The following is a 22,898-nucleotide window of genomic DNA, read 5'->3' as shown; positions in this document are numbered from 1 at the left end:
CTGCAGGAGCCGCCATGTACAGAGAAGTGCTGGAGTTCTGGTTCAAGGAAATCGAGCCCAAACAGTGGTGGGCGCTTGATCCGGCCTTCGATGTCCGGCTGGGCGAGCGCTTCCTGCCGCTGCTGGAGAAGGCCGCGCGGAGCGAGTTGTTCGCCTGGCGGGTGACGGCGAAAGGGCGTTTGTCCGAAGTCATCGTCCTCGACCAGTTTTCGCGCAACCTCTACCGGAATACGCCTAAAGCCTTTGCGCAAGACGTGATGGCGCTGGCGCTGGCTCAGGAAGCCGTCGCCGCCGGCGCGCTGGAACAGCTGGCGCCGAACGAGCGCGCGTTTCTGCTCATGCCCTACATGCACAGCGAGTCCGCCGTGATCCACTCAGAGGCGGAGATCCTCTTCAAGGAGTGGGCTCCGCCGGGCAACTACGAGTTTGAACTGCGGCACAAGGCCATCATCGACCGCTTTGGCCGCTATCCGCATCGCAACCGGATACTGGGCAGAAGCTCGACGCCGGAGGAAGAGGCGTTCCTCAAGGAGCCGGGGTCGAGTTTTTAGGTTCGGGGATGCCCCTCAAGGCGCGAGGGTGGGTCACATTTGTCGGTATGACGGCCTTCTACTTGCTGTCAGTGCGCGCCTGTTCAGGCGGTGGAGCTGCTCGGTTGGTTGTCGTTCTCGATTCGGGGGGGGCGTCGGGGGGCTATGTCTCTTGGTCGGCCATTACCGACGTTGGGGAATATCGGATGCTACGGCAGCAGTCTGGCAAATTTCCGGCACTTGACAGTGTCGAGTAACCAAATAGTAGCGTCAGGCGCCAACGGGATACTAATCCTTGGGTCCAGGGGTCGATCCACTGCGGGCTCTAAAAAATCAACGGTTTAGGAAAAATTCCAAGCCGTTTCTCTTTGCCAGTGACAACAAAGTGACGATGGTGATTTGGTGGCTTCCACGCTCAGCGCTGTTAAGCACCACAAACGCATGACATATGGCATAAACTATCGCCGTGATACAAGCTGGAACACCTGCGGTACCTCGGAACTGCTAAAAACGAGCGGCCACACTCGGGATAGAAATGCATCGGGAGCACCAGCAATTTCCGATTCGCTCGCAAGCACAAGGAAAATGAAGTGCCCAAGGAACTCGATAAAATAGATACAGACACGGCCACACTTACCGGACAGTGGTGGGGGGCAGGAGGCTTTTTTATCGGGTTTATCGGCATCGGAATTACCCTATATTTCGCCTTTGCCCAGAAGCCCGAGATTTTCTGGCTTACTTTCTCTGGTTGGATGGCAGCACTCCTGAGTGGCATCTGCCTAGGTTACGTTGGTTACCGACTGGTAAAGCTTGCGGCAATCCAAGGTGTAAAGATCGAGGATCTAACTGGAGAACTGGAACGAGTTAAGGCCGAGAATAGCAGGCTGACCCACATCGCTGATTACGTGGTTTCGGTTCGGCAACGCGCAAAATCCCCATCCTCTAGGAAGGCTGCCCAGTCAACCGAACATCCGGCAGAACGTCCAGAGCAGGTAGAGACAGCAGAATAAGGAGATAGGTAATGGACGTTAGTTTCGAAGACTACAAGTACTACCCTGCCCTTAGGACCCGTCCGGCAGAGATGTATGGCTACAGGCAGTTGTCTGACGAAAGTAAAAGAAACATGCTACCGATCATAACTCTCGGTGCGTGGCGTAACCAAGAAGGTATCTCAGAATCTATTTCGCAACTTCAAAAGGCTGTCGGAGAGCGCCCCTTCATTCTGGACCTCACTGCGGAGTCTTCTCATCAAAATGCGGCACTGCGTAAAGTGCTTGATTCTGAGGAGAACTTCAAAGCATGGCAGTCTTACGTCACCGATATTCCTAACGCCGTTCCTGTTATACAGATCACGCCAAGCGCGAAGAACCAACAGATTATTCGGCAGACCAGGCAGCTTGAAAATAGCGGCCTAGGAAAAGTCGCATTCCGGATTACTGACTTTTTGTCTGAAACGGATAAAGTTACTACCGCGCTTTCCGCGATGGACTCGCCAGAAAATGCTCTGGTAATCATTGACGTTGGTTACATTCGGGAAACGATGGCAGCCTCCATTGCCGCCTGCGTGACAGCAATCAATCAGGTGCGAGAAGATGTTGAAGACGCAATAATCGCGGTCATTTCCACCAGTTTCCCAGCATCAGTGACTTCCCATCTCGATGCAAACAGTGGTGGCAAGCGTGGCATTATCGGCATTCTTGAGCGAGTTCTCCACCAAGAAATAGGTGGATCGGAAGTAGCAATCTATGGCGATCACAGCTCAATACACGCCAAGGTTTATGCCAACGCGGGCGGGCGATATACGCCACGGATTGACTATCCTCTTTACGATGCATGGGCCTTCGAGAGAAGGCCAGAAACAAACTCTACCGGATACATAGATGCTGCTACTACTCTAATAGAGAGCTACCCTGAGATTCTAGAGGATGGCAGCTGGGGAGCCGAGATGATCCGAAAAGCTGCAGAAGGACTAATTGATGGCATGAAAACCCCTTCAAGCTGGATTGCAGCAAGGGTAAATATGCATATTTCACGTCAGCTTGCGCTATCCCTTGAATCGCCTGATGGCGACGAGGAGGACTTCGATATCTACGAATAATTGTCACTCGCGAAACGTTCGACGCAATACCGCCGACGGCATACTTTCCGGCATCCCGCCGTACTTCTGAGATAGCCTGTCCAAGTCTAGGGAATGATAGCTCCTTGGACTTGGACTTTTCTCGTTCGAGACCTCTTTAGTCGTACTATCCCGTTGCTTTATGCTTAGCTTCGACTTGCTAAGGTTGTCGAGATCGATTTGTGTTGTCTTCGCCCCCTTTTGTTGCACGAATGTCTCAAATGTCTCGCGATATCGGCGTTTCAAGCAACCAAGAACAAATTGCCTCAAATCCTTTGTTGAGACTTGCTGAAACAGTGAAATTAGCGCCTGTCGTGGTTCGTCAGGTGACGCGCTTATTCCGTGCCGCCTCATCAAGGCTAGCAATTCCGACTTAAGAAGAAAACCACAGAGCATTCGCCTTGAGCTAATTTCTTTAGTTCGGCCACGACGCACTACCCTAAGCGTAATAGATTGGCTTTGACCTGACGCCTCCCATATTTCGACCTGCTCCGGCACTTGAGCTGTAACGGCTGAAATGAACTTAGCAGTGGTTACTACTGTGACTTTGTCGAAGCGATCAAGGTACGCTGAAACCTGTCCTTCTAGGCGATCAAGGCTGTCCAGGTCACTCTTGATCTCGTATGCGTAAAGACGACCATTAGCAACGGCAATATCTGCCCGCCTGTTCCAATTAGCAATTACCATTTCATTAATCAATACTGCCTCTTCGAGCATTCCTTTCTCGAAGAGGCGATCGATCAACGCGGTTTTAATATCCCGTTCGTTTAGCATCTCTCGTGGCTTCGTCTATGGTTGCCACTCCCCCGTAACTCTTCATTATACGAACTCAGTTTGACACCTCCAATAGACCAGATCAACGCACCCATGGTTTCTTAAGACGAGCAGTTAGGTCTCTAAGTTGGCGCATTGGCCCGCGCGCGCTTGATCGCAGCCGTTTAGCATCTGACCATTGAAGACCTATGACCGACAAAAGGCGAATCCTCAGCTCATAGCTGACGCGTTTGCTTTCCGGCTCGTATGGCCGCTTAGGCCGATCAACGGCCGCGGCTAAACGCCGATGACGCCCAACGACCATGATGAGTCATGGCAGGAGCTTGGTTTGCGCGCGCAATGACTTATCATCGCGAAACATGCCATTTGCCCTGATAAGTCATGCCAAAACTACGCAGCTTCGAAATTTCCCCCTTGCCCTTTGAGGTGCAAGCCTCGCTTGTGGCGCTGGGCCAGCGCATTGCGGCGGCGCGCAAAGAGCGCAGGCTCTCGCAGCGCGAGTTCGCCGACATGATGGGCGTTGGCCCGCAAACTGTCCTGTTCGTCGAGCAAGGAAGGCCGACTGTACAGATCGGGCATTACGCACGGGCGGCTTGGCTTCTTGAGCTGCGCGACGTGCCGTTGCTTAAATTGCTCTCTCCCGCTTATTCGGACTAGCCGCGGCGAGCAGCGCGCTCAGCTTCTGCTTGGTGTTCGGCCGGCGCCGAGGAGTAATCCTGCTGCGTCGCGCTCCGGCCGCCCCGCGCTACATCAGGAACAGCGTCGCCAGCCCGAGGAAGATGAAGAAGCCGCCCGAGTCGGTGAGGGCGGTGATCAGCACCGAGCCGCCGACGGCCGGGTCGGCGCCGAGGCGTTCGCGCAGCAGCGGGATCGAGACGCCGGCGACGGCGGCCAGCAGCAGGTTGAGCGTCATTGCCGAGGTCATCACCAGCCCGAGCGAGGCGCTGCCGTACATCCACCACGCCGCCACGCCGAGCAGGCCGCCCCAGACGATTCCGTTGATCAGCGCGACGTTGATTTCCTTGCGCAGCAGGCGGCGGATGGCGTCGGGCTTGACCTGGCCCATGGCGATGGCGCGGACGATCATGGTGATCGTCTGATTGCCCGAGTTGCCGCCGATGCCGGCAACGATCGGCATCAGTGCGGCGAGCGCAACGAGCTTTTCGATCGAGCCTTCAAAGGCGCCGATCACGCGCGAGGCGACAAAGGCGGTGACCAAATTCACCGCCAGCCAGGCCCAGCGGTTTTTCACCGAATCCCACACCGGCGCGAAGATGTCTTCCTCTTCTTTCAGACCGGCCTGCGCCAGTTGTTCGGCTTCGCTTTCTTCACGGATGAAGTCGACGACGGTATTGACGGTCACGCGGCCGATCAGCCGGTGCTGGCTGTCGACCACCGGCGCCGAGACGAGGTCGTAACGCTCGAAGGCCTGCGCCGCTTCTTCGGCTTCGTCGCCCGGCTGCAGGTCGATGAAGTCGGTGAGCATCAGCGTGCCGACTTCGGTATCCGGGTCGGAGACGAGCAGGCGGTTGAGCGGCAGCACGCCCTTGAGGTGCTCGTCGCGGTCGACAACGAAGAGCTGGTCGGTATGGTCGGGCAGTTCGTCGAAGAGGCGCAGGTAGCGCAGCACGACTTCGAGCGTGACGTCCTCGCGCACGGTGACCATGTCGAAGTCCATGATCGAACCGACCGATTCCTCGGGGTAGGACATCGCCGCGCGCAGCTGCTCGCGTTCCTCGACCGACAGCGACTGGAAAACGCCTTCGATGACCTCGTGCGGCAGGTCGGGCGCCAGGTCGGCGAGTTCGTCGGCGTCGAGGCTCTCGGCCGCGGCGACGAGCTCGTGCGAATCCATGTTCGCGATCAGGCTTTCGCGGACCGCGTCCGAGACTTCGAGCAGGATGTCGCCGTCGCGCTCGGCCTTGACCAGATCCCAGACGATCAGCCGCTCGTCGAGCGGCAGCGCCTCGAGGATGTAGGCGATGTCGGCCGGGTGCATGTGGTCGAGCCGCGTGCGCAACTCGTTCAGATGCTGCTTGTGCACCAGCCCTTCGACGAGCTCGTGGCGCGGCATGTCCTGCCGGTGCACCAGCCCTTCCACCAGCTTCTGACGGGCGAGCAGCGTCTGCACCTGGTCGAGGTGTTGCTGCAATTCGTCGCCGTCGGCGTGGTGGATTTCTTCGCTCATGGTGCGCTGCGCAAAAAGATGCGGGATTTTAACACCGACGCCCGTCCCGCCGACCCGTGCCGGCAACTCTGGCGGCACTTTGGCGCGGCTGAACGCCCGCGCCGAAATGCAAGTCATTCTTTCCTGAGGGGTGCCGGCGAATTCTGCGCGCGTCGCCGGTCTGCTGCCGATGGCTTACACTGGCGCGAAGTTTTCCTGGAGTCGCCTCATGACGCTTCCGCGCTGGCTTGGCGCCGGTGTTGCCGCTGTTGTCTCGGCAGTTCTGCCGGCCTGCGACGGCATCAATCTGCAGAAACTCGAACCCGGCGTGTCGACCGTCGCCGAAATCCGCTCGCGCATGGGCGAACCCAAAGCCGAGTATCGCAACGCCGACGGTTCGTATGTCTGGGAATACAACCGTCAGCCTGCCGGCATCGAATGTCACATGCTCAGCATCGGGCCGGACGGCGTGCTGCAGAAGATCGAGCAGGTGCTCGGCGAGGCCAGTTACGCCAGGGTGCGCGAGGGCATGAGCAAGGAAGACATCCTGCGCCTGCTCGGCCACCCGGGATCAAGCACGGTGTTCGCGCGCATGGGCGAAGAGGTCTGGGACTGGCGCGTCGGCAGCAGCTTCCCGAACGAGGAAGCGCACTTCCACGTGCATTTCGACGCCGAGACCGGGCTGGTCAGGAAGACTTCGCGGCGCGTCGAGCACAAGGGCTGAGCTCAGCGCGCGCCGTTGCCGCTCAGGGCAGTTCGGCCGCCGGCATTCGCCCGAGGATGATCGCGGTCTTCTTCGCCAGCCCCGGCGTGTTGCGGTTGCGGTCGTAGAAGCGCGGGTTCGGCACCATGCCGGCCAGCCGCGCCGCCTGCTCGGGCGACAGTTGCGCCGCCGAGACACCGAAGTAGTGGCGCGCCGCGGCTTCGGCGCCGAAGACACCCTCACCCCATTCGATGACGTTGAGGTACACCTCGAGGATGCGCCGCTTGCTCCACAGGCTTTCGAGCATCAGCGTGATCGCCGCTTCCTCGGCCTTGCGCCAGGGCGTCTTCGCCGGCGAGAGGAAGAGGTTTTTCGCCAGCTGCTGCGAGATGGTCGAACCGCCGGCGACGATACGCCCCTTCTTCTGGTTCTTCTCGATCGCCTTCTGCATGCCGTCCCAGTCGAAACCTTCGTGATCGACGAAAGTGCCGTCCTCAGCCGAGATGATCGCGCGCTTGAGCTGCGGCGAGATGTGCTCGTAAGTGACCCACTGCTGTTTCAGTTCGGCGCCGGGTTTCTTCTCGCGCAGTTCGGCGAGGCGGATTTCCATGAAGCGCGTCGTGCCGGGGTTATTGCTGTTCCACCACAGCACATGCGCGAACAGCCACAGCTGATAGATCACCAGCAGCGCGAGCAGGCCGATGACGATGCGCTTGATCCAGCGCGAGAAGGTTTTCACTTGTTTTGGCCTTGCGCCGGCGGGGAGTCTTGCGTGGCGGCGTGCGTAGCGGCGCGCAGTGCAGCCAGCACGGCGCTGCTGTCGGGACGCACACCGCGCCAGACGAAGAAAGCTTCCGCTGCCTGTTCGACGAGCATGCCGAGCCCGTCGGCGCAGCGTGCTGCACCGGCTGCGCGTGCGGCGGCGAGGAAGGGCGTATCGCCATCGGGCGAATACATCATGTCGTAGGCGAGGCTGCCCGGCGCATGGACGCCAGCGGGCAGCGGCGGCACTTCGCCCTTGAGGCTGGCGGCAGTGGCGTTGATGACGAGGTCGAAGCTCTGTCCGGCGAGGTCGGCAAAAGCGCCGCCGGCGATCGCCGGGCTGGCCGGCGCTGCGCCTCGCTGTGCGCTGGCGTCGGCGGCCTGCCGGCTGCTGGCGAACTGGCGCGCGAACTGGCTGGCGAGTGCCGCCGCCTTCTCGGCCGTGCGGTTGGCGATGAAAACCTGCGCCGGGCCGGCGGCGAGCAGCGGGCCGAGCGCACCGCGTGCGGCGCCGCCGGCGCCGAGCAGCAGCACGCGCCGGCCGGCGACGCGGCAGCCGAGATTGTGTTCAAGGTCGCGCAGCAGCCCGGCACCGTCGGTGTTGTCGCCGGTGATCAGCGCTGGCGTGCCGGCTGCGGCCGGGTCGGGCGCGACGAAGATCAGCGTATTGACGGCGCCGGCGAGTTCTGCGCGCTGCGTCAGGCGGCCGGCGAGGCGGAAGGCTTCTTCCTTGAACGGCACGGTGACGTTGGCGCCGCGCCCGCCGGCGGCAATGAAGTCGTGCACGCTCGTGGCAAAGCCGTCGAGCGGCGCGAGGATCGCCGTGTAGACGATGTCTTCGCCGGTCTGCGCGGCAAAGGCCGCGTGGATTGCCGGCGAGCGGCTGTGACTGATCGGGTTGCCGAAGACGGCGTAGCGCGCGCTCATCGCGGGGTCAGCTCGGGTTCGCGGGCACGTCAGCGGCTGGCCGCCGTCTGCAGGCTGTCGCCGTTGACGAAGCTCCACGCACGCGTGATTTCGAGGATGTCGGTATCGCGCCGGATGTCGGGCGGGAAGGGCGAGTAGGGCGAGGCCATCTGCACGATGCGCCGGGCGGCGTCGTCGAGGATGCGGTGGCCCGAGCTGCGGTTGATCTCGATCTTGTCGACGCTGCCGTCGTTCTTGATCGTCACCGTCAGCACCAGCGAGCCGTAGAGCTTGCCGCGCGCGGCGTCGGGATAGTTGAGCGTGCCGATGCGCTCGACCTTCTGCCGCCAGTCTTCGACGTACTGCGCGAAGCGGTATTCGTCGGTGCGCAGGCCGATGTTGCGCTTGCGCGGGCGCTTGTTGTACTCGTCGACGTTCTGCGCGATCTCGCCCTCAAGGCGCGCCATCGCCAGCGCGCTCTGCGCCAGATCGCGGCCGCTGATGGTGGCGTTCGGTTTCGGCTGCGCTTCGCTTTCCGGGCGGGCGGCGATCACCGGCTTGTTCTTCGCCTGCGTCAGCAGCTTCTGCTGCTGCGTTTCAAGCTGCTGCTGGCGCTGCCGCGCCTGTTCCAGATCGGCGCCGCTCTTGCGCTGTTCGGAAACCGGCAGCGAGGTCTTCGCGCGCCGGTCCTGCTCGACGTCGCCGCCGCCGTCGAGATTGGTCTGCGCCAGCGCCTGCGAATCGGTGGGCCGGCGTGCCGACTTGCTGTTGACCAGAACGATTTCGAGCGCCTTGTCCTGTACCACGCGCGACATTTCGGGAAAGCCGAAGTGCAGCGAGAGGGCCGCCGCGTGCAGCACGACCGATGCGCCGATGGCGATGCCGAGCAGCGAGTGCTCACCGGCGACAGCCGGGTGGGGCAGGCGCAGGGCGAGCGCGGCCATCTCAGCCGAGCGCCACCAGTGGCGCGTCGCTGGCGGCGAGGCGCTTGGCGTCCGCGCCGGCAGTGTCGGCGGCGCTTGCCGGTTCGCTCGGTTCGGCTATGTCGCCTGCGCCAGCGGCCGCTTCCTCATCGAGCACGGCTTCGGCCGGCGGGTTTTCTTCGGCCATGGCGACGATCGCTTCGGCTTCTTCGGCGTCGGCGACGAGTTCTTCTTCCTCTTCCGGCGCGGCGCCGTCGGCGGCGAGCGTTTCCAGCCAGCGACAGCCGAGTTCAAGCGTCAGCAGGTCGATGCGTTCGATCGACAGGCGGATGCGCGCGCCGGCCGGCAGTTCCGGTGCCGACGGTACGCGCTGCACCAGCGGCAGGCCGTCGAGGCGGGCACTGCCGTCGCGGCGCATGCTGGCGTCGATGCTGCGGCAGTCTTCCTGCTGCAGCCAGCGCAGGCTCCAGTAGCGCTCCATGCCACGCTGGAATTCGGCGTAGGCGGCGTAGGCGATGTCGAAATCGCGCACCACGGCGAACAGCTCCTGATTGCGTCCGCCCTTGGCGGCGAAGGGTGGCGCGTCGCCGTTGAGGCAGGCGATCAGCTGGCGCTGGTTGACGAGATCGACATAGCGGCGCAGCGGCGACGACATCCACGCGTATTGCGGCACGCCGAGGCCATCGTGCGGCGCCGGCTGCGTCGTCATGCGCACCTTGCCCGCCGACTGCGCGCGGTAGATCGCCGGGATGCGCTGCTCGGCGAGCAGGCCGCCCCACAGGCTGTTGGCGACGATCATCAGTTCGGCGACGAGCTTGTCGAGCGGGCTGCCGCGCGGCCGCTGGCTGATGTCGACGTGGCAGGATTCGGCGTCGGCCAGATCACCGTCGATGCTGAAGTTGTAGTCGACGAAGCTGGCGGCGCTGTTGGCCTTGCCGCGCCGCTCTTCGCAGGCGCAGGCGAGTTGCCACAGCGTTTTCAGTTCCGCGCTGTACTCGAATTCGCCGAGGCCGTCGGCCAGCGTCTGCGCGTTGAACAGCGGCTCGAGATCGTGGTGGCGCAGGTTGGCGGCGATGCGCACGCGCTCGATGCACGAATCGTGGCCGACGATGGCGAACTCTTCGTCGACGGTGAGGTAGAGCGACACCGCCGGACAGGCGCGGCCGGCGGCGAGCGTGAACTGCTCGACGACTGCGTCGGGCAGCATGGTGATCTTGTCGCCCGGCATGTAAACCGTCGACAGGCGCTCGCGCGCGATGGTGTCGAGCGGCGAAGCCGGCGCGATCGACAGCCCCGGCGCGGCGATGTGGATGCCGACGCGCCAGCCGACGCCGGGCAGGCGGGCGAGCGAGAAGGCGTCGTCGATTTCGGTGGTCGCCGCGTCGTCGATCGAGAAAGCGGGCGCATCGGCGAGCGGCAGCGTTGCCGGTGGTGTCGGCGGTTCGATGTCGGGGAAACCGGTGCCGCGCGGGAACTGTTCGCTGAGGAAGCGGCGCAGGTGGAAGGCGTGCGGCGAGCGGATGGCGCCGCAGCGCGCGAGCAGCGCCAGCGCAGACAGTCCGGTTTGCGCGCAGGCCGCTTCCAGCGCCTTGGTTTCGGGGCGGTTGCGGTCGGGCTTGTAGAGCAGTTGATCGAGCATCGGCACGAATTCGGGCGGCAGCGTCGATTCGGCCAGCGCCTGGCTCATGCGCTCGATCGCCAGCGCCTGTTGCCGCTTCTTTTCCAGCCCGGCCAGCGCGGCCTGCAGGATATCGGCCGGTGCCTTGCGGAAACGCCCGCGTCCCTTGCGGTGGAAATACACCGGTGCGGCGTGCAGGGCGAGCAGTAGTGCCGTCGCTTCGACCGCCGACGGCGCATGGCCGTAGTAGTCGGCGGCAAAATCGGCGAAGGCGAATTCGCCATCCGTCGCGCACTCCCAGAGGAATTCGGCTTCGATTTCGCCGGCCAGCGGCGTCGCCCGTTCGAGCAGTTCGCCGGGCGTCGGCGAGGCAAAACGCAGCAGCACGCTCGTCGCCTTGATCTTGCTGCGTTTGCCGGAAACGGCTTCGACCTGCAACGAGGTGTCGTTGTCGGTCAGGATTGCGCCGGTCTTGAAGGCGCCGTCTTCTTCGAAGAGAACATGCATGCGGCGATTATAACCTGCCGTTCAAGCCGCCGATTTGCCCGTGGAAAGGCAATTTCACGCGGTGAAAAGCGCGCTGGCGACGGGCGCGACACGCAGCTTGCGCGGGGCTTTTTACCGGCCGGCTGGCGACCCGGAAATCGGCGTGGCAGCGCAGCGCGGATCAGCCGTCGCTCCAGGCGATCACGCCGTAATGCCAGGTGAGCAGCACAACGATGCCGAAGGCGATGCGGTACCAGGCGAAGATCGTGAAGTCGTGCGTGCTGATGTAGCGCAAAAGCCCGCGCACGGCGATGAAGGCCGAGATGAAGGCAGCGACGAAACCCGCCGCCCACATGCCGACGTCGTCGAAGGAGAGCAGCGCGCGCTCCTTGTACAGCTGGTAGGCGGTGGCGGCGAGCAGCGTCGGGATGGCAAGGAAGAACGAGAACTCGGTGGCGGCGCGCCGCGACAGACCGAAGAACAGGCCGCCGATGATCGTCGCTCCCGAGCGCGAAACGCCCGGAATCAGCGCGCAGGCCTGCGCCAGGCCGAGCTTCATGGCGTCGAACAGCGACAGGTCTTCGACTTCGCTGACGCGTACGCGATGCTGCCGGCGCTCGGCCCAGAGGATGATCAGGCCGCCGACGATGAAGGTGGTGGCGACGGTCGGCGCGTTGAACAGGTTGGCCTTGATCGCCTTGCCGAAGAGCAGGCCGAGGATGGCCAGCGGCAGGAAGGCGACGGCGACGTTGATTACAAAGCGCTGTGCCCAGCGCTCGCTCGGCAGGCCGAGCAGCACGCGGATGATGCGTGCGCGGTACTCCCAGCAGACGGCGAGGATCGCGCCGGACTGGATGACGATCTCGAACAGCTTGCCGCGCTCATCGTTGAAGTTGAGCAGGTCGCCGGCGAGGATCAGGTGGCCCGTCGAGGAGACGGGCAGGAATTCGGTCAAGCCTTCAACGACGCCGAGAATGACGGCTTTCAGCAGAAGCAGCGGGTCCATGCGGCGAGGCTCGATAAGGTGAACAAGGGGCCGGATTATACCGGCCGGATGTTACCGCTCGTGTGCATTGCGCCACGGCCGCGCAGAGGCACTGCCGTGGCGGCTCTTGGCGGCTGGCGTCAGCGGCGGAAAACGTGTCCGGCTTCGGCCGGGGCGCCGCGCCAGTATTGCGGCGGCGCAGCGATCTGCGCGCCGAGCGCGGCGGCGGCGTGCCACGGCCAGCGCGGGTTCCACAGGATGCCGCGCGCCAGCGCGACGAGGTCGGCGTCGCCGTCGGCAATCGCGGCTTCGGCCTGCTGCGGCTCGGTAATCAGGCCGACGCCGATCGTCGTCAGCCCGGTTTCTGCCTTCACCCGCCGCGCGAAAGGCAGCTGGTAACCCGGCGCCGGCACGATCTGCTGCGCCGGTGACAGGCCGCCGCTGGAGACGTGCAGGAAATCGCAGCCGCGCGCTTGCAGCGCCTGCGCCAGCACCAGTGTCTGTTCGATCTCCCAGCCGCCGTCGACCCAGTCGGTGGCCGAGACGCGCAGGCCGAGCGGCTTCCCGGCCGGCCATACGGCGCGCACCGCGTCGAACACCTCAAGCGGAAAGCGCAGGCGGTTTTCCAGCGAACCGCCGTAAGCGTCGCTGCGCTGGTTGGCGAGCGGCGACAGGAACTGATGCAGCAGATAGCCGTGCGCCGCGTGGATTTCGACGGCGTCGATGCCGAGCCGGTCGGCGCGCCGTGCGGCAGCGGCGAAAGCGTCGCGGATGCGCGCAAGGCCACCGGCGTCGAGCGCCTGCGGCGCGCTTTCGCCCACTTCGAAGGGCAGCGGCGAAGGCGCCAGCGTCTGCCAGCCGCCAGCGTCGGGCGCCAGTTGACCACGGCTAAGCCAGGGCGCGGCGCAGCTCGCCTTGCGCCCGGCGTGCGCCAGCTGGATGGCGAGCGGCATCTGCGAGTGCTGGCGTGCCGCGGCCAGCACCGGCGCCCACGCCGCGGCGCAGGCGTCGTCCCACAGGCCGGGGCAGAGCGGCGTGATGCGGCCTTCCGGCGTCACCGCCGTCGCCTCGAGGATGAACAGGCCGGCACCGCTCTGCGCCAGCGTGCCGACGTGCATGGTGTGAAAGTCGCCGACTTTGCCGTCGACAGCCGAATACATGCACATCGGCGCGATGACGATGCGGTTGGGCAGCGTCAGCTCGCGCAGCGCGAGAGGGGAAAACAGGGGGCTGGTCATGCGTTCTCCTTGATCGATGTTCAGAAGGTCAGCTTCCGGGGGCGGTCAGTATCTCGAGCTGCGCCAGATAAGCGAGCGCCTGCTCGCGCGTTTCGCCGCACATTTCCGGCGATGCTTGCAGACCACCGCAACAGGCTGGACGTTCCGACCGCTGCCACAGGCCACAGCGCAGTTCGGGCGTGAGGTTGGCGCAGGCGACGCCGGCCGCCTTGCCCGCCGGATGGCCGGGCATCGGCGTCGCGATCGACGGGGCGATGCAGCAGGCAGCGCAGGCGGGGCGGCAATCCATGGGCAGTGGCGGGGGCGTCGGTGGTGGGGCGGGCAAGAAGGCGCAGGCCGCAGAGGCCGTGGCTGCCATTTTCGCTCATCCGGGCGATGAGTCGCCGTTTTCGCTCGCTATTTGCGGCCAGGCCCGTGCCGATGCCGCCACGCGGACCTCGCGGCATGGCTTCGTTTCGCAGACAATTGCCACCCAGACAAACTGCGCGAGACCTCTTGAACTTGCATCGCTTTTCACCGGCTGCCGTCGTCATCGTCTCGGGAATCGTCGCTGCCATGCACATCGGCAAGATCCCGCCGGCAATCCCGCTCTTGCGCGACGCCCTCGGCGTTTCGCTGGTCGAAGCTGGTTTCCTCCTGTCGCTGGTGCAGGTGGCGGGAATGCTTTCCGGCGTCTTCGTCGGGCTGGCGGCGGACGGCGTCGGCATGCGGCGCAGCGTCGTCGCCGGTCAGGCGATTCTCGCGCTCGCCAGTCTGGCGGCGCTGTGGGCGCAGCATCCTGCCGACCTGCTGTTGCTGCGGGCGCTGGAGGGCTGCGGCTTCCTGCTGGCGGTGTTGCCCGTTCCCGGGCTGATCCGGCAGCTGGTGCCGCCGCCGCAGCTCGCGCTTCACCTCGGCCTGTGGGGCGCCTACATGCCCGCAGGCGCTTCGCTGGCGCTGCTTTTCGGCCCACCGGTAATGGCCGGCTTTGGCTGGAGTTCGCTGTGGGCGGCGCTTGCCGTCCTGTCTTTCCTCACTGCCTTCGCGCTGCTCGTCAGCGTTCCTTCGGACCGGCAACGGCGCGTGGCGGCGCCGGTCGCCGCCGTCAGCGAACACTGGCGCGAGCGCTTGCTCACGACGCTCACCGCGTCCGGTCCGTGGCGGATCGCGATCAGCTTCGCGATGTATTCGTGCCAGTGGCTGGCGGTGATCGGCTTCCTGCCGTCGATCTACGCGCAGGCCGGCGTGAACGGACAGGTCGCCGGTGCGCTGACCGCGCTCGCGTGTTTCGCCAACGTCGTCGGCAACGTCGCCGCCGGTCGTCTGCTGCACGGCGGTTTTGCCGCGCGGACGCTGCTTTACGCCGGATTTGCCGGCATGGCCGGCGCCGCCTTGCTCGCTTTCAGTCCGGCCAGCGCCGACTTGCCGGTGCTGCGCTTCCTAGCCGTCGTCGGCTTCTCGGCGGTCGGTGGGCTGATTCCGGGAACGCTGTTCTCCCTGGCGGTGCATGTGGCGCCGAACGAGCGCACGGTGTCGACGACGGTCGGCTGGATGCAGCAGTGTTCGTCGTTCGGACAGTTCGCGGGGCCACCGCTGGTTGCCTGGATCGCCGCTGTTGCTGGCGGCTGGCAGTGGACCGGGGTGTTCTGCGGCGCCGCCGCGCTTGTCGGCCTGCTGCTGGCCCGCGGGCTCGAACGTCGGCACTGAGGCGTTCGTCGCTCCGTCCGGGGCGCATCGCTCCGCTCTGGTTCGCACGAGTACCTGCCTTGATTGCGCAGGGAGAAACTGTCCGCGAGTTGGCGCTCCCGGAAAGAAGACGAGCCGCATTCGCGGCTCGCTTTCTGGCGCAGCCTGTTCGGCAGGCTTACATCTTCTTGTACAGCTCCGCGCCCGCTTTCACGAACTCGACCGCTTTCGTCTCCATGCCTTTCTCGAGCGCGGCCTGTTCGTCGAGCCCCTGCGCCGCGGCGTAGTCGCGAACGTCCTGCGTGATCTTCATCGAGCAGAAATGCGGGCCGCACATCGAGCAGAAGTGCGCGACCTTGGCCGATTCCTTGGGCAGCGTCTCGTCGTGGAAGCTCTTCGCCTTGTCCGGGTCGAGCCCCAAGTTGAACTGGTCGTCCCAGCGGAACTCGAAGCGCGCCTTGGAGAGCGCGTTGTCGCGGATCTGCGCACCGGGGTGGCCCTTGGCGAGGTCGGCGGCGTGCGCGGCGAGCTTGTAGGTGATGATGCCTTCCTTGACGTCGTCCTTATCGGGCAGGCCGAGGTGTTCCTTCGGCGTCACGTAGCAGAGCATCGCCGTTCCGTACCAGCCGATCTGCGCGGCGCCGATGGCGCTGGTGATGTGGTCGTAGCCCGGCGCGATGTCGGTGGTCAGCGGGCCGAGCGTGTAGAACGGCGCTTCCTTGCACCAGTCGAGCTGCAGGTCCATGTTTTCCTTGATCATGTGCATCGGCACGTGACCGGGGCCTTCGATCATCACCTGCACGTCGTGGCGCCAGGCGATCTCGGTGAGTTCGCCGAGCGTCTTCAGTTCGCCGAGCTGCGCTTCGTCGTTGGCGTCATAGATCGATCCGGGACGCAGGCCGTCGCCGAGGCTGAAGGCGACGTCGTAGGCCTTCATGATTTCGCAGATTTCCTCGAAGTGCGTGTAGAGGAAGCTTTCCTTGTGGTGCGCGAGGCACCACTTGGCCATGATCGAGCCACCGCGCGAGACGATGCCGGTGAGCCGGCTGGCGGTGAGCGGCACGTAGCGCAGCAGCACGCCGGCGTGGATGGTGAAGTAGTCGACGCCCTGCTCGGCCTGTTCGATCAGCGTGTCGCGGAAGATTTCCCAGGTGAGGTCTTCGGCCTTGCCGTTCACCTTCTCCAGCGCCTGATAGATCGGCACCGTGCCGATCGGTACCGGACTGTTGCGGATGATCCACTCGCGCGTCTCGTGGATGTTCTTGCCGGTGGACAGGTCCATCACCGTGTCGCCGCCCCAGCGGATCGACCAGGTCATCTTCTCGACCTCTTCCTGGATGCTCGATCCGAGCGCCGAGTTACCGATGTTGGCGTTGATCTTCACCAGGAAGTTGCGGCCGATGATCATCGGTTCGGCTTCCGGGTGGTTGATGTTGGCCGGGATGATGGCGCGGCCACGGGCGATCTCGTCGCGCACGAATTCGGGCGTGATTTCCTCGGGAATCGACGCGCCGAAGCGCTCGCCGCGGTGCTGGCGGCCGATCAGATCGGCGAGTTTCTGCCCCTGCGGGCCGGCGGCGCGCAGGCCGTCGAGGTAGGCGCGGCGGTTATTGTTCTCGCGGATGGCGACGTATTCCATCTCCGGCGTGATGATGCCGCGCCGCGCGTAGTGCATCTGCGTCACGTTGGCGCCAGCTTTGGCTCTGAGCGGCTTGCGGTGCAGGCCGGGGAAGCGCAGCGCGTCGAGTTCGGGGTTGGCTGCGCGCTGCTGGCCGAAAGTGGAGGTCGGGCCGGGCAGTTCGTCGACGTTGGCGCGTTCGTCGATCCAGTTGGCGCGCAGCGGCGGCAGGCCGTTGCGCACGTCGATCGCGGCGTCGGGATCGCCATAGGGGCCGGAACAGTCATAGACGGTGATCGGCGGGTTCTTTTCACCGCCGAAGGCGGTCGGCGTGTCGGCTTGCGAGATTTCGCGCATCGGCACGCGCAGGTCGGGACGGCTGCCGCTGACGTAGATGCGGCGGGAATTCGGTAGCGGAGCGACGGCGGCCGCGTCCACATGGGCTTCTGCGGCGATGAATTGTTCGTTGGCGTTCATGGTTGATTCCTGGCAAAGGCGCTGGCAAGGGCGTGCGGCGCCCGTTGGGGCTGCAGACGGCGGCGCGGAGGGATGGTCGGCCGGCGTGCCTGCAGGCTGCTTCGTCGCGCTGGCTGTCGGTAGCGGCTGGCGGAAGCTGCCGGCGCTCGCGAGGGTGGCGCACCGGCGAGGGCAAGTTACTGTAATCGTCCGGCGATGGCAAGAAGCCGCCGGAATGTCGCGCTTTCCCCTGTCAGCTGAGTGTTTGGTGGCCGCTGCCGGCATTTCGTTCGCTAAAGTTTTCCGGGCGTTGTCCGTCAAGCAGGAGATAAGTCTGAAAACGTCGCCCGAAAGGCCGAGCATGCGCCTCATCTTTACTGCCTTCCTTGCCGCCAGCGCCCTGATCGCGGAGCCTGCTGCCCAGGCAGCGGCGGCGGCTACGCCAGCGTCGCGCTGGCAACCCATTCTGGTCGAGCAGGGCAAACGCATCGAGATCGACCGTTCGAGCATCAGCAAGGACGGTGGCAAGACGATGGCGCTCGGTCGCATCGTTCTCGACAAGCCGATCAACGACCCGAAAACCGGCACGTCCTACCGAATCATCGAGGCGCAGAGTCGCTACGACTGTGCCGCGCGCACTTATGCGACGCTGAAGCGCACCTACTATCGAGAGGAAGGCGAGCTGCTGCGCGAAGACGAGGTCAAGGCGGTGCTCGACATGCCGGTGCGTTCGGGAACGCTCGACGACCGCGTGCTGCGCGAAGTCTGCCGGCCGAAAACGCCGGCCGAGGTGCAGAAAGCCGCGCAGCGCACCGTCGCCGAGGCGGGCGAAGCCGCTGCCGAGCTGCGCAAGGCCAACGAGGAGTTGCTGCAGAAAGAGGCCAGACGCGCCGCCGCCAAGGCGGCCGCCAGAGCCACGCCGGTGCCGCTGAAGGAAGCTGCGCCCGAAGCCATCGCCGATACGGTCGTCCGCGCCGCGGCCAAACCGGCAATGCGGCCAGTGCGGCGCGAGCCGGTGGAATTGGCGCGCGCCGCGACCGGGCACAGCGCGCCGCGCGCTGCGGCGGCCGGACATGGCGGCCACGGTGCCGTGCATTGGTCATACACGGGCGAAACCGGCCCGGAAAACTGGGGGCGGCTGAGCAGCGAATGGGCGCAGTGCGCCAACGGCCGGCGCCAGTCGCCGATCGACATCCGCGACGGCATCCGTGTCGACCTCGATCCGCTGGCTTTCGATTACCGGCCGTCGTCGTTCTCGGTGCTCGATAACGGCCACACCGTGCAGGTGACGCTGGCCGGCGGCACGCTGACGCTGCTCGGTAACATCTATCAGCTCAAGCAGTTCCACTTCCACCAGCCGGCCGAGGAGCGCGTCAACGGACGCGCCGCAGCGATGTCGCTGCACATGGTGCATCAGGCCGCCGATGGGCGTCTGGCGGTGGTCGCCGTGGCTCTGGAACGGGGCGCGGAAAACCCGGTGATCCAGATGGTGTGGAACCACCTGCCGCTGGAGGCGAACGAGGATCTTTCGCCGCCCGGCCGCGTCATCGACGCCAGCGAACTGCTGCCCAAGGATCGCGCCTACTACACCTACATGGGTTCGCTGACGACGCCGCCGTGCAGCGAAGGCGTTCTCTGGCTGGTGTTCAAGCAGCCCCTGTCGGTGTCGCCGGAGCAGATCGCGATCTTTGCCCGGCTGCATCCGGGCAACGCGCGCCCGGTGCAGCCGGCGAGCGACCGGCTGATCAAGGAGTCGCGCTGATCGACCGCTGCCGGGCGACTTCAGCGCCCCAGCGCCTCGCCGAGAAAGCGTTCGAGCCGCGGATCGGTCGCGTAGGCGACGTTGAAGCGCAGCCACGGTGAGGCTTGCGTCTGCGGGCGGAAGATGCTGCCCGGCGAGAGCATGATGCCGGCGTCGGCGGCCTGGCGCGCCAGCGGCGTCGAGTCGGCGCTACCGGGAATTCTGGCCCAGACGAACATGCCGCCCTTCGGTTCGTTGTCGATCGCCAAGCCTGAGCGTTCGAGCATGCGCAGCGTCTGCTCGGTGACCGTCGCCAGCCGCCCCTGCACACGGTCGACGAACTTGCGGTAAGGCCCCTCGGTGAGCATCTGGTAGACGAGGCGTTCGGAGAATTCCGAGGTCGACACGCAGGTGATGATCTTGACGTCGGCCAGCCGCGCGGTCAGCTCGGGTGACGCGGCAAAGAAGCCGACGCGCAGCGCGCCCGACAGGGTCTTTGAATAGCTGCCGACGTAGATCGTCTGCCGGAAGCGGTCGAACTGCGCGAAGCGCGTCGCCGGGCCGGGGTGCAGGTCGCCGTAGGTATCGTCTTCGATGATCAGGAAATCGTGCTGCTCGGCCAGTTGCAGCACACGGAAAGCGTTGGCCGGTGCCAGATTGCCCGAGGTCGGGTTGTGCAGCACCGAGTGCGTGAAGAAGGCCTTCGGCCGATGTTCGCTGAGCAGTACGGCGAGCGCCTCGGGGTCCGGGCCGTCGTCGGTGCGCGGTACGCCGACCAGGCGGATGCCTTGCAGCCGGAGGTTGGCGAACAGGTTCCAGTAGCCGGGGTCGTCGACCAGCACGCAGTCGCCAGCGACGAGCAGCGTGCGCGCGATGATGTCGAGCGCCTGCGTCGCGCCGTGCGTGAGGACGATCTGTGCGGCCGGCGCATCGATGCCGATTTCGGCCAGACGCAGGCCGATCTGCTCGCGCAGCGGCGCGTAACCGAGCACGCTGCCGTAACCGGCAACGCGTGTGTCGGCGCGGCGCGCGAGCAGGCGGATGTTGCGGCGCAGCCCTTCCTCGTCGAGCCACTCGGGCGGCAGCCAGCCGACGCCGACCTTCAGCCGGCCGTTGCCTTCCTCGAGGCTTTGCTGCAGTACGCCGGCGTTGTCGAAGGCGCGCTCGACCGGGCCGGGCTGATGCTCGCGGCGCGCCGAGGCCGGTCGCGGCGCGACATAGAAGCCCGAACCGCGCCGAGATTGCAGGTAGCCGGCAGCGACCAGCCGGTCGTAAGCCTCGACGGCGGTGAAGCGGCTGATGTGATGGCTTTCGGCGAGTCCGCGGATCGGCGGCAGACGCATTCCTGGCCGCAGCAGCCGGTCGTCGATGTGCTGGCGGACGCTGCCGACGATCTGGTCGACCAGTGGCAGCGAGGATTCAGGGTCAAGGCGCAGTTGCAGCATCGGCGGCTCCGGTGTTTGCGGCTGGCTGCTGACTGTACCGGCGCTTTGGCCGGTACGGTGTCGTGCAGTGCGCGCGAGAGTGTTTCTGTTGATCGCTAAAAGTGTCCGTTATTGTCTGTTCCGGGTCAATGCACAGCAGCCCGCAGCAGGGTGGTCCCGGCGCCGCTGGCGCCGGCCCTGCTGCCAGGAGGGTTGCAGCGGGGAGATCGCGATGACGGACGCCCAGACACTTTCACTGCCGGCTTTGCCCTTGGCCGGTGTGCGCTTTTTCGCGGGTGGCCGCGACCGCTACGCCGCTTTCCGGCGCAGCCTGCGCAGCAGCGTCGCCTTGCTGTCGCTGCTCATGGCGCTTCTCGTTCCCGTCCTCGTCGCGGCCTGCTCGTCAGCGAGTGCGCCGCCGCGCCAGTTCATCGCTGAATGGCAGGAAGGCCGCCTGCTCTTTCTTGCCGACGGGCGCAATGGCCGGGTGCGCGCTTTCAGCCTCGCCGGCACGGCACCGATCCCCCTCGGCGAAATCCACTCGGCGGCGAGCAGCGGCGTGCGCGATCTCGCGCTCGATCCGCGTTCCGGACAGTTGTGGGTGCTTGGCGCCGAGCAGCTGGAACTGTTCGACGCTCGCCGCCGGCAGCCGCTCGGCCGCTGGCCGCTTGCGGCCGGTAGCGTGACGGGCCTGCGCATTGATGCCGGGAGCGTGCTGCTGCTTGCCGCAGACGGCACAGCAAGGGCGCGGATCGATGGGCGGGCGGCGGCGCCGGTGCTGACGGCCGGAGCGGTCAGGATGCCGGCTAATTGATGCTGCTGCTGGCCTCGACGAAGCCGGCGTAGGCGGCGTACTGCCGGCCTTCGCCGCAGATGTGCTGGTTCAGCCACTGCGTCAGGAAGCTCAAAAGCTCGTCTTCGATCGCCGTCAGGAAGCCTTGCAGGTACTTCCAGCGCGCGTTGTCGATGCGCGCCATGATCGTCGTGTGAATGTCACGGTGGCGCTGCCGGTCGGGGAAGCCGATCTGTTCGAGATAGGCTTCTTCACGGCGGAAGTGCTCGTGCACGAAGCTGGTCAGGTCGTCGAGGATGAACTCGATGCTGTTGTGGTTGCGCAGTTCGACGTTGACGCCAAGCTGGTTCACGATCTCGATCAGTCGCCGGTGGTCGTTGTCGAGCTCGGGATTGCCGACCGACATTGCGTCGCTCCATTCGATGAAGCGTGTCTTCGCCTTGCGCTCGTGCACGGCGCAGAAAGCGTCGACGACTGCCGGGTCAAAGTGAGTGCCGGCTTTCTCGCGGATCAGCCGCAGCGCGTCGGCGTCGCTCCACGGATACTTGTACGGCCGCTTGCTGATCAGCGCGTCGAAAACGTCGACGACGGCGACGATACGCGCCGCCAGCGGAATTTCCTCGCTGGCCAGTCCGTCCGGATAGCCGCTGCCGTCGTAGTGTTCGTGGTGGCTGCGCGCAATCTCGGCGGCCAGCTCGAACAGCTGCGCTTCGCCGTGCGTGGCGAGTAGCACCGATTGCTTGAGAATGTCGTGGCCGATGATGACGTGACGCTTGACCTGCTGCCGTTCGCCGGCGTCGAGTGGCCCCGGTTTGAGCAGCACGTTCTCGGAGACGGCAATCTTCCCGAGATCGTGCAGCACGCTGGCGTGGCCGATGTGTTCGAGCAGTTGCGGCGCAAGCTTCCGGCCGAAATCCTCGCGCGCCATCAGGCCGGCAATTTCGGCGCTCAGCCGGGCGACGCGCGTCACGTGGCGGGCGGTTTCGGTGTCACGGTACTCGGCAAGCATGGCCAGCGTCGAGATCATCGCGCGCTGCGTGCGCACCAGTTGCTGTGTCAGCTGACTGTGTTCGACCGCCGGCGCGACCGCACGCGTGAAGGATTCGAGAATGCGCTGACGCCAGGAAGGCAGCGCAGCGTCCAGTTGCAGAACGATCAGCGCCGGTTGCGTACGCTCGGCGGAAGTTTCGATGAACAGGGCCGCGTGTCCGGCGCCGAACAGGCTGCGCCGGCCGGTCCAGGCGGCGCCGGCGATGTCGCGCGCGGCGGCATCTTCGATGGCGGCCAGCGGCGTGCAATTGACGCCGGCGAAACTGCCCTTGCCAGCGACCGCGATCAGTTGCGCAGCCGGGTCGTGCCGTTCGATGCAGAACAGCGCGCCGCGACTGGCCAACTGGTGTTCATCGAGCAGATGCAGCGCCAGCGCGGCGACTTCGCCGAAACTGCGTCCACCGGCGAGCCGCGCCGGCGATTCGTTGACCAGCAGATGCAGGCGGCGCCGATCGTGTTCGCGCAAGGCCGCACTCAGCGTCGCCGCCCAGTCGGCAATGTCCTGCGTGAACAGGCGGTCGGCGACCCCCGAATCCCACAGTGCATCGGCCAGCACCGCCGGCAAGGCCGAGGCACAGCGCACCAGTACGGCCATCTGCGGCTGCACGGCCTGCACGCTTTCGACGTGTGCCGGTGCCGGATGCTCGTCGCTGGCGTGCAGCAGCGTGACGGCGATCGGCGTCCCGGCATTCAGCGTGTCGTGCGCTTCGTCGATGTCGCTCGCCAGGTGCAGCGTCGTGTTGGCGAGCAGCGGCGAACCGCGCAGCTGCTCGGCCAGCTGGCTGGCCATGCCGGAGACCAGAAGGATGGCGGCAGCAGGTCTGGCCGCGGGAACACTTGTTTCGGGAGTTGGGGCGATGGGCGGTGTCACGGTGGCGGAAGTGCGGCGCGGCGTACGGCGCGCGTGAATAACGACTCGTGGAGGCAGTCTAGGGCAAGACCG

Annotated in this window: 20 protein-coding genes; 8 read left to right on the top strand and 12 right to left on the bottom strand. The window is 65.0% G+C overall.

Annotation, left to right across the window (positions count from 1 at the left end):
* The first annotated feature begins 14 nt into the window (after positions 1-14).
* The 3 genes from GGD90_RS03530 (at position 15) to GGD90_RS03520 (ending at position 2,628) form a co-directional block, all read left to right on the top strand.
* The gene (locus GGD90_RS03530; protein WP_153115894.1) at positions 15-551 is read left to right on the top strand and encodes a DUF924 family protein; all 537 of its coding nucleotides are present in this window, start codon (positions 15-17) and stop codon (positions 549-551) included.
* 569 nt (positions 552-1,120) lie between these two features.
* The gene (locus GGD90_RS03525) at positions 1,121-1,540 is read left to right on the top strand and encodes a hypothetical protein (protein ID WP_153115893.1); all 420 of its coding nucleotides are present in this window, start codon (positions 1,121-1,123) and stop codon (positions 1,538-1,540) included.
* A gap of 11 nt (positions 1,541-1,551) precedes the next feature.
* Complete coding sequence (locus GGD90_RS03520; protein WP_153115892.1) at positions 1,552-2,628, top strand: beta family protein; 1,077 nt, start codon at positions 1,552-1,554, stop codon at positions 2,626-2,628.
* A 3-nt stretch (positions 2,629-2,631) separates the two neighbouring features.
* On the opposite strand, the gene GGD90_RS03515 is transcribed toward GGD90_RS03520, so the two are convergent.
* Positions 2,632-3,420 carry a sce7726 family protein gene (locus GGD90_RS03515; RefSeq protein ID WP_153115891.1) on the bottom strand — a complete coding sequence of 263 codons (789 nt, stop codon included), beginning with the start codon at positions 3,418-3,420 and terminating at the stop codon, positions 2,632-2,634.
* Between the two features lie 381 nt (positions 3,421-3,801).
* On the opposite strand from GGD90_RS03515, the gene GGD90_RS03510 reads away from it, so the two are divergent.
* Positions 3,802-4,077 (top strand): helix-turn-helix domain-containing protein, encoded by a 276-nt coding sequence (locus GGD90_RS03510; RefSeq protein WP_153115890.1) that lies wholly within the window; start codon positions 3,802-3,804, stop codon positions 4,075-4,077.
* 88 nt (positions 4,078-4,165) lie between these two features.
* Here the strand turns inward: GGD90_RS03510 and mgtE are convergent, their stop codons facing one another.
* Positions 4,166-5,608: a magnesium transporter gene (gene mgtE / locus GGD90_RS03505; protein WP_153115889.1), complete on the bottom strand. Its 1,443-nt coding sequence runs from the start codon at positions 5,606-5,608 to the stop codon at positions 4,166-4,168.
* Between the two features lie 208 nt (positions 5,609-5,816).
* Here mgtE and GGD90_RS03500 point away from each other — a divergent pair, with 208 nt between their 5' ends.
* A complete protein-coding gene (locus GGD90_RS03500; RefSeq protein WP_153115888.1) occupies positions 5,817-6,311 on the top strand; it encodes a hypothetical protein in 495 nt (164 codons plus the stop codon).
* A 22-nt stretch (positions 6,312-6,333) separates the two neighbouring features.
* On the opposite strand, the gene mtgA is transcribed toward GGD90_RS03500, so the two are convergent.
* From mtgA to GGD90_RS03465, 7 genes are all read right to left on the bottom strand, one after another.
* Positions 6,334-7,029 carry a monofunctional biosynthetic peptidoglycan transglycosylase gene (gene mtgA / locus GGD90_RS03495; protein ID WP_153115887.1) on the bottom strand — a complete coding sequence of 232 codons (696 nt, stop codon included), beginning with the start codon at positions 7,027-7,029 and terminating at the stop codon, positions 6,334-6,336.
* On the bottom strand, positions 7,026-7,979 hold the full coding sequence (aroE, locus tag GGD90_RS03490) for a shikimate dehydrogenase (protein WP_153115886.1): 954 nt from the start codon (positions 7,977-7,979) through the stop codon (positions 7,026-7,028). The genes mtgA and aroE overlap by 4 nt, the downstream gene beginning before the upstream one ends.
* Positions 7,980-8,008: 29 nt before the next feature.
* Positions 8,009-8,902: an energy transducer TonB gene (locus GGD90_RS03485; RefSeq protein ID WP_153115885.1), complete on the bottom strand. Its 894-nt coding sequence runs from the start codon at positions 8,900-8,902 to the stop codon at positions 8,009-8,011.
* 1 nt (position 8,903) lies between these two features.
* The gene (locus GGD90_RS03480; RefSeq protein ID WP_153115884.1) at positions 8,904-11,006 is read right to left on the bottom strand and encodes an RNB domain-containing ribonuclease; all 2,103 of its coding nucleotides are present in this window, start codon (positions 11,004-11,006) and stop codon (positions 8,904-8,906) included.
* A gap of 160 nt (positions 11,007-11,166) precedes the next feature.
* Entirely contained in the window at positions 11,167-11,991 is an 825-nt protein-coding gene (locus GGD90_RS03475) for an undecaprenyl-diphosphate phosphatase (RefSeq protein WP_153115883.1), read from the bottom strand.
* Between the two features lie 119 nt (positions 11,992-12,110).
* The gene (locus GGD90_RS03470) at positions 12,111-13,208 is read right to left on the bottom strand and encodes an NADH:flavin oxidoreductase/NADH oxidase (protein WP_153115882.1); all 1,098 of its coding nucleotides are present in this window, start codon (positions 13,206-13,208) and stop codon (positions 12,111-12,113) included.
* 28 nt (positions 13,209-13,236) lie between these two features.
* Positions 13,237-13,497, bottom strand: a complete 261-nt coding sequence (locus GGD90_RS03465) for a YkgJ family cysteine cluster protein (RefSeq protein WP_153115881.1) — start codon at positions 13,495-13,497, stop codon at positions 13,237-13,239.
* Between the two features lie 206 nt (positions 13,498-13,703).
* Between GGD90_RS03465 and GGD90_RS03460 the strand changes: the two genes are divergently transcribed.
* Entirely contained in the window at positions 13,704-14,894 is a 1,191-nt protein-coding gene (locus GGD90_RS03460) for an MFS transporter (protein ID WP_228273674.1), read from the top strand.
* A gap of 157 nt (positions 14,895-15,051) precedes the next feature.
* Here the strand turns inward: GGD90_RS03460 and thiC are convergent, their stop codons facing one another.
* Positions 15,052-16,968 carry a phosphomethylpyrimidine synthase ThiC gene (thiC, locus tag GGD90_RS03455; RefSeq protein WP_153115879.1) on the bottom strand — a complete coding sequence of 639 codons (1,917 nt, stop codon included), beginning with the start codon at positions 16,966-16,968 and terminating at the stop codon, positions 15,052-15,054.
* Positions 16,969-17,308: 340 nt separating this feature from the next.
* Between thiC and GGD90_RS03450 the strand changes: the two genes are divergently transcribed.
* Positions 17,309-18,709 (top strand): carbonic anhydrase, encoded by a 1,401-nt coding sequence (locus GGD90_RS03450; protein ID WP_153115878.1) that lies wholly within the window; start codon positions 17,309-17,311, stop codon positions 18,707-18,709.
* Positions 18,710-18,729: 20 nt separating this feature from the next.
* Here the strand turns inward: GGD90_RS03450 and GGD90_RS03445 are convergent, their stop codons facing one another.
* A complete protein-coding gene (locus tag GGD90_RS03445; RefSeq protein ID WP_153115877.1) occupies positions 18,730-20,133 on the bottom strand; it encodes an aminotransferase-like domain-containing protein in 1,404 nt (467 codons plus the stop codon).
* A 211-nt stretch (positions 20,134-20,344) separates the two neighbouring features.
* On the opposite strand from GGD90_RS03445, the gene GGD90_RS03440 reads away from it, so the two are divergent.
* Positions 20,345-20,926 (top strand): hypothetical protein, encoded by a 582-nt coding sequence (locus GGD90_RS03440; RefSeq protein ID WP_153115876.1) that lies wholly within the window; start codon positions 20,345-20,347, stop codon positions 20,924-20,926.
* Here GGD90_RS03440 and GGD90_RS03435 read toward each other — a convergent pair.
* Positions 20,919-22,745, bottom strand: coding sequence for a bacteriohemerythrin (locus GGD90_RS03435; protein ID WP_153115875.1), 1,827 nt, complete (start codon positions 22,743-22,745; stop codon positions 20,919-20,921). The two genes, GGD90_RS03440 and GGD90_RS03435, sit on opposite strands and share 8 nt — an antisense overlap.
* Between the last annotated feature and the right edge of the window lie 153 nt (positions 22,746-22,898).

The sequence above is a fragment of the Rhodocyclus tenuis genome (assembly GCF_014197755.1).
Classification (GTDB): Bacteria; Pseudomonadota; Gammaproteobacteria; order Burkholderiales; family Rhodocyclaceae; genus Rhodocyclus; species Rhodocyclus tenuis.
The sequence above is the reverse complement of the archived record's forward strand: the minus strand, read 5'-3'. Positions and strand labels throughout refer to the sequence as shown.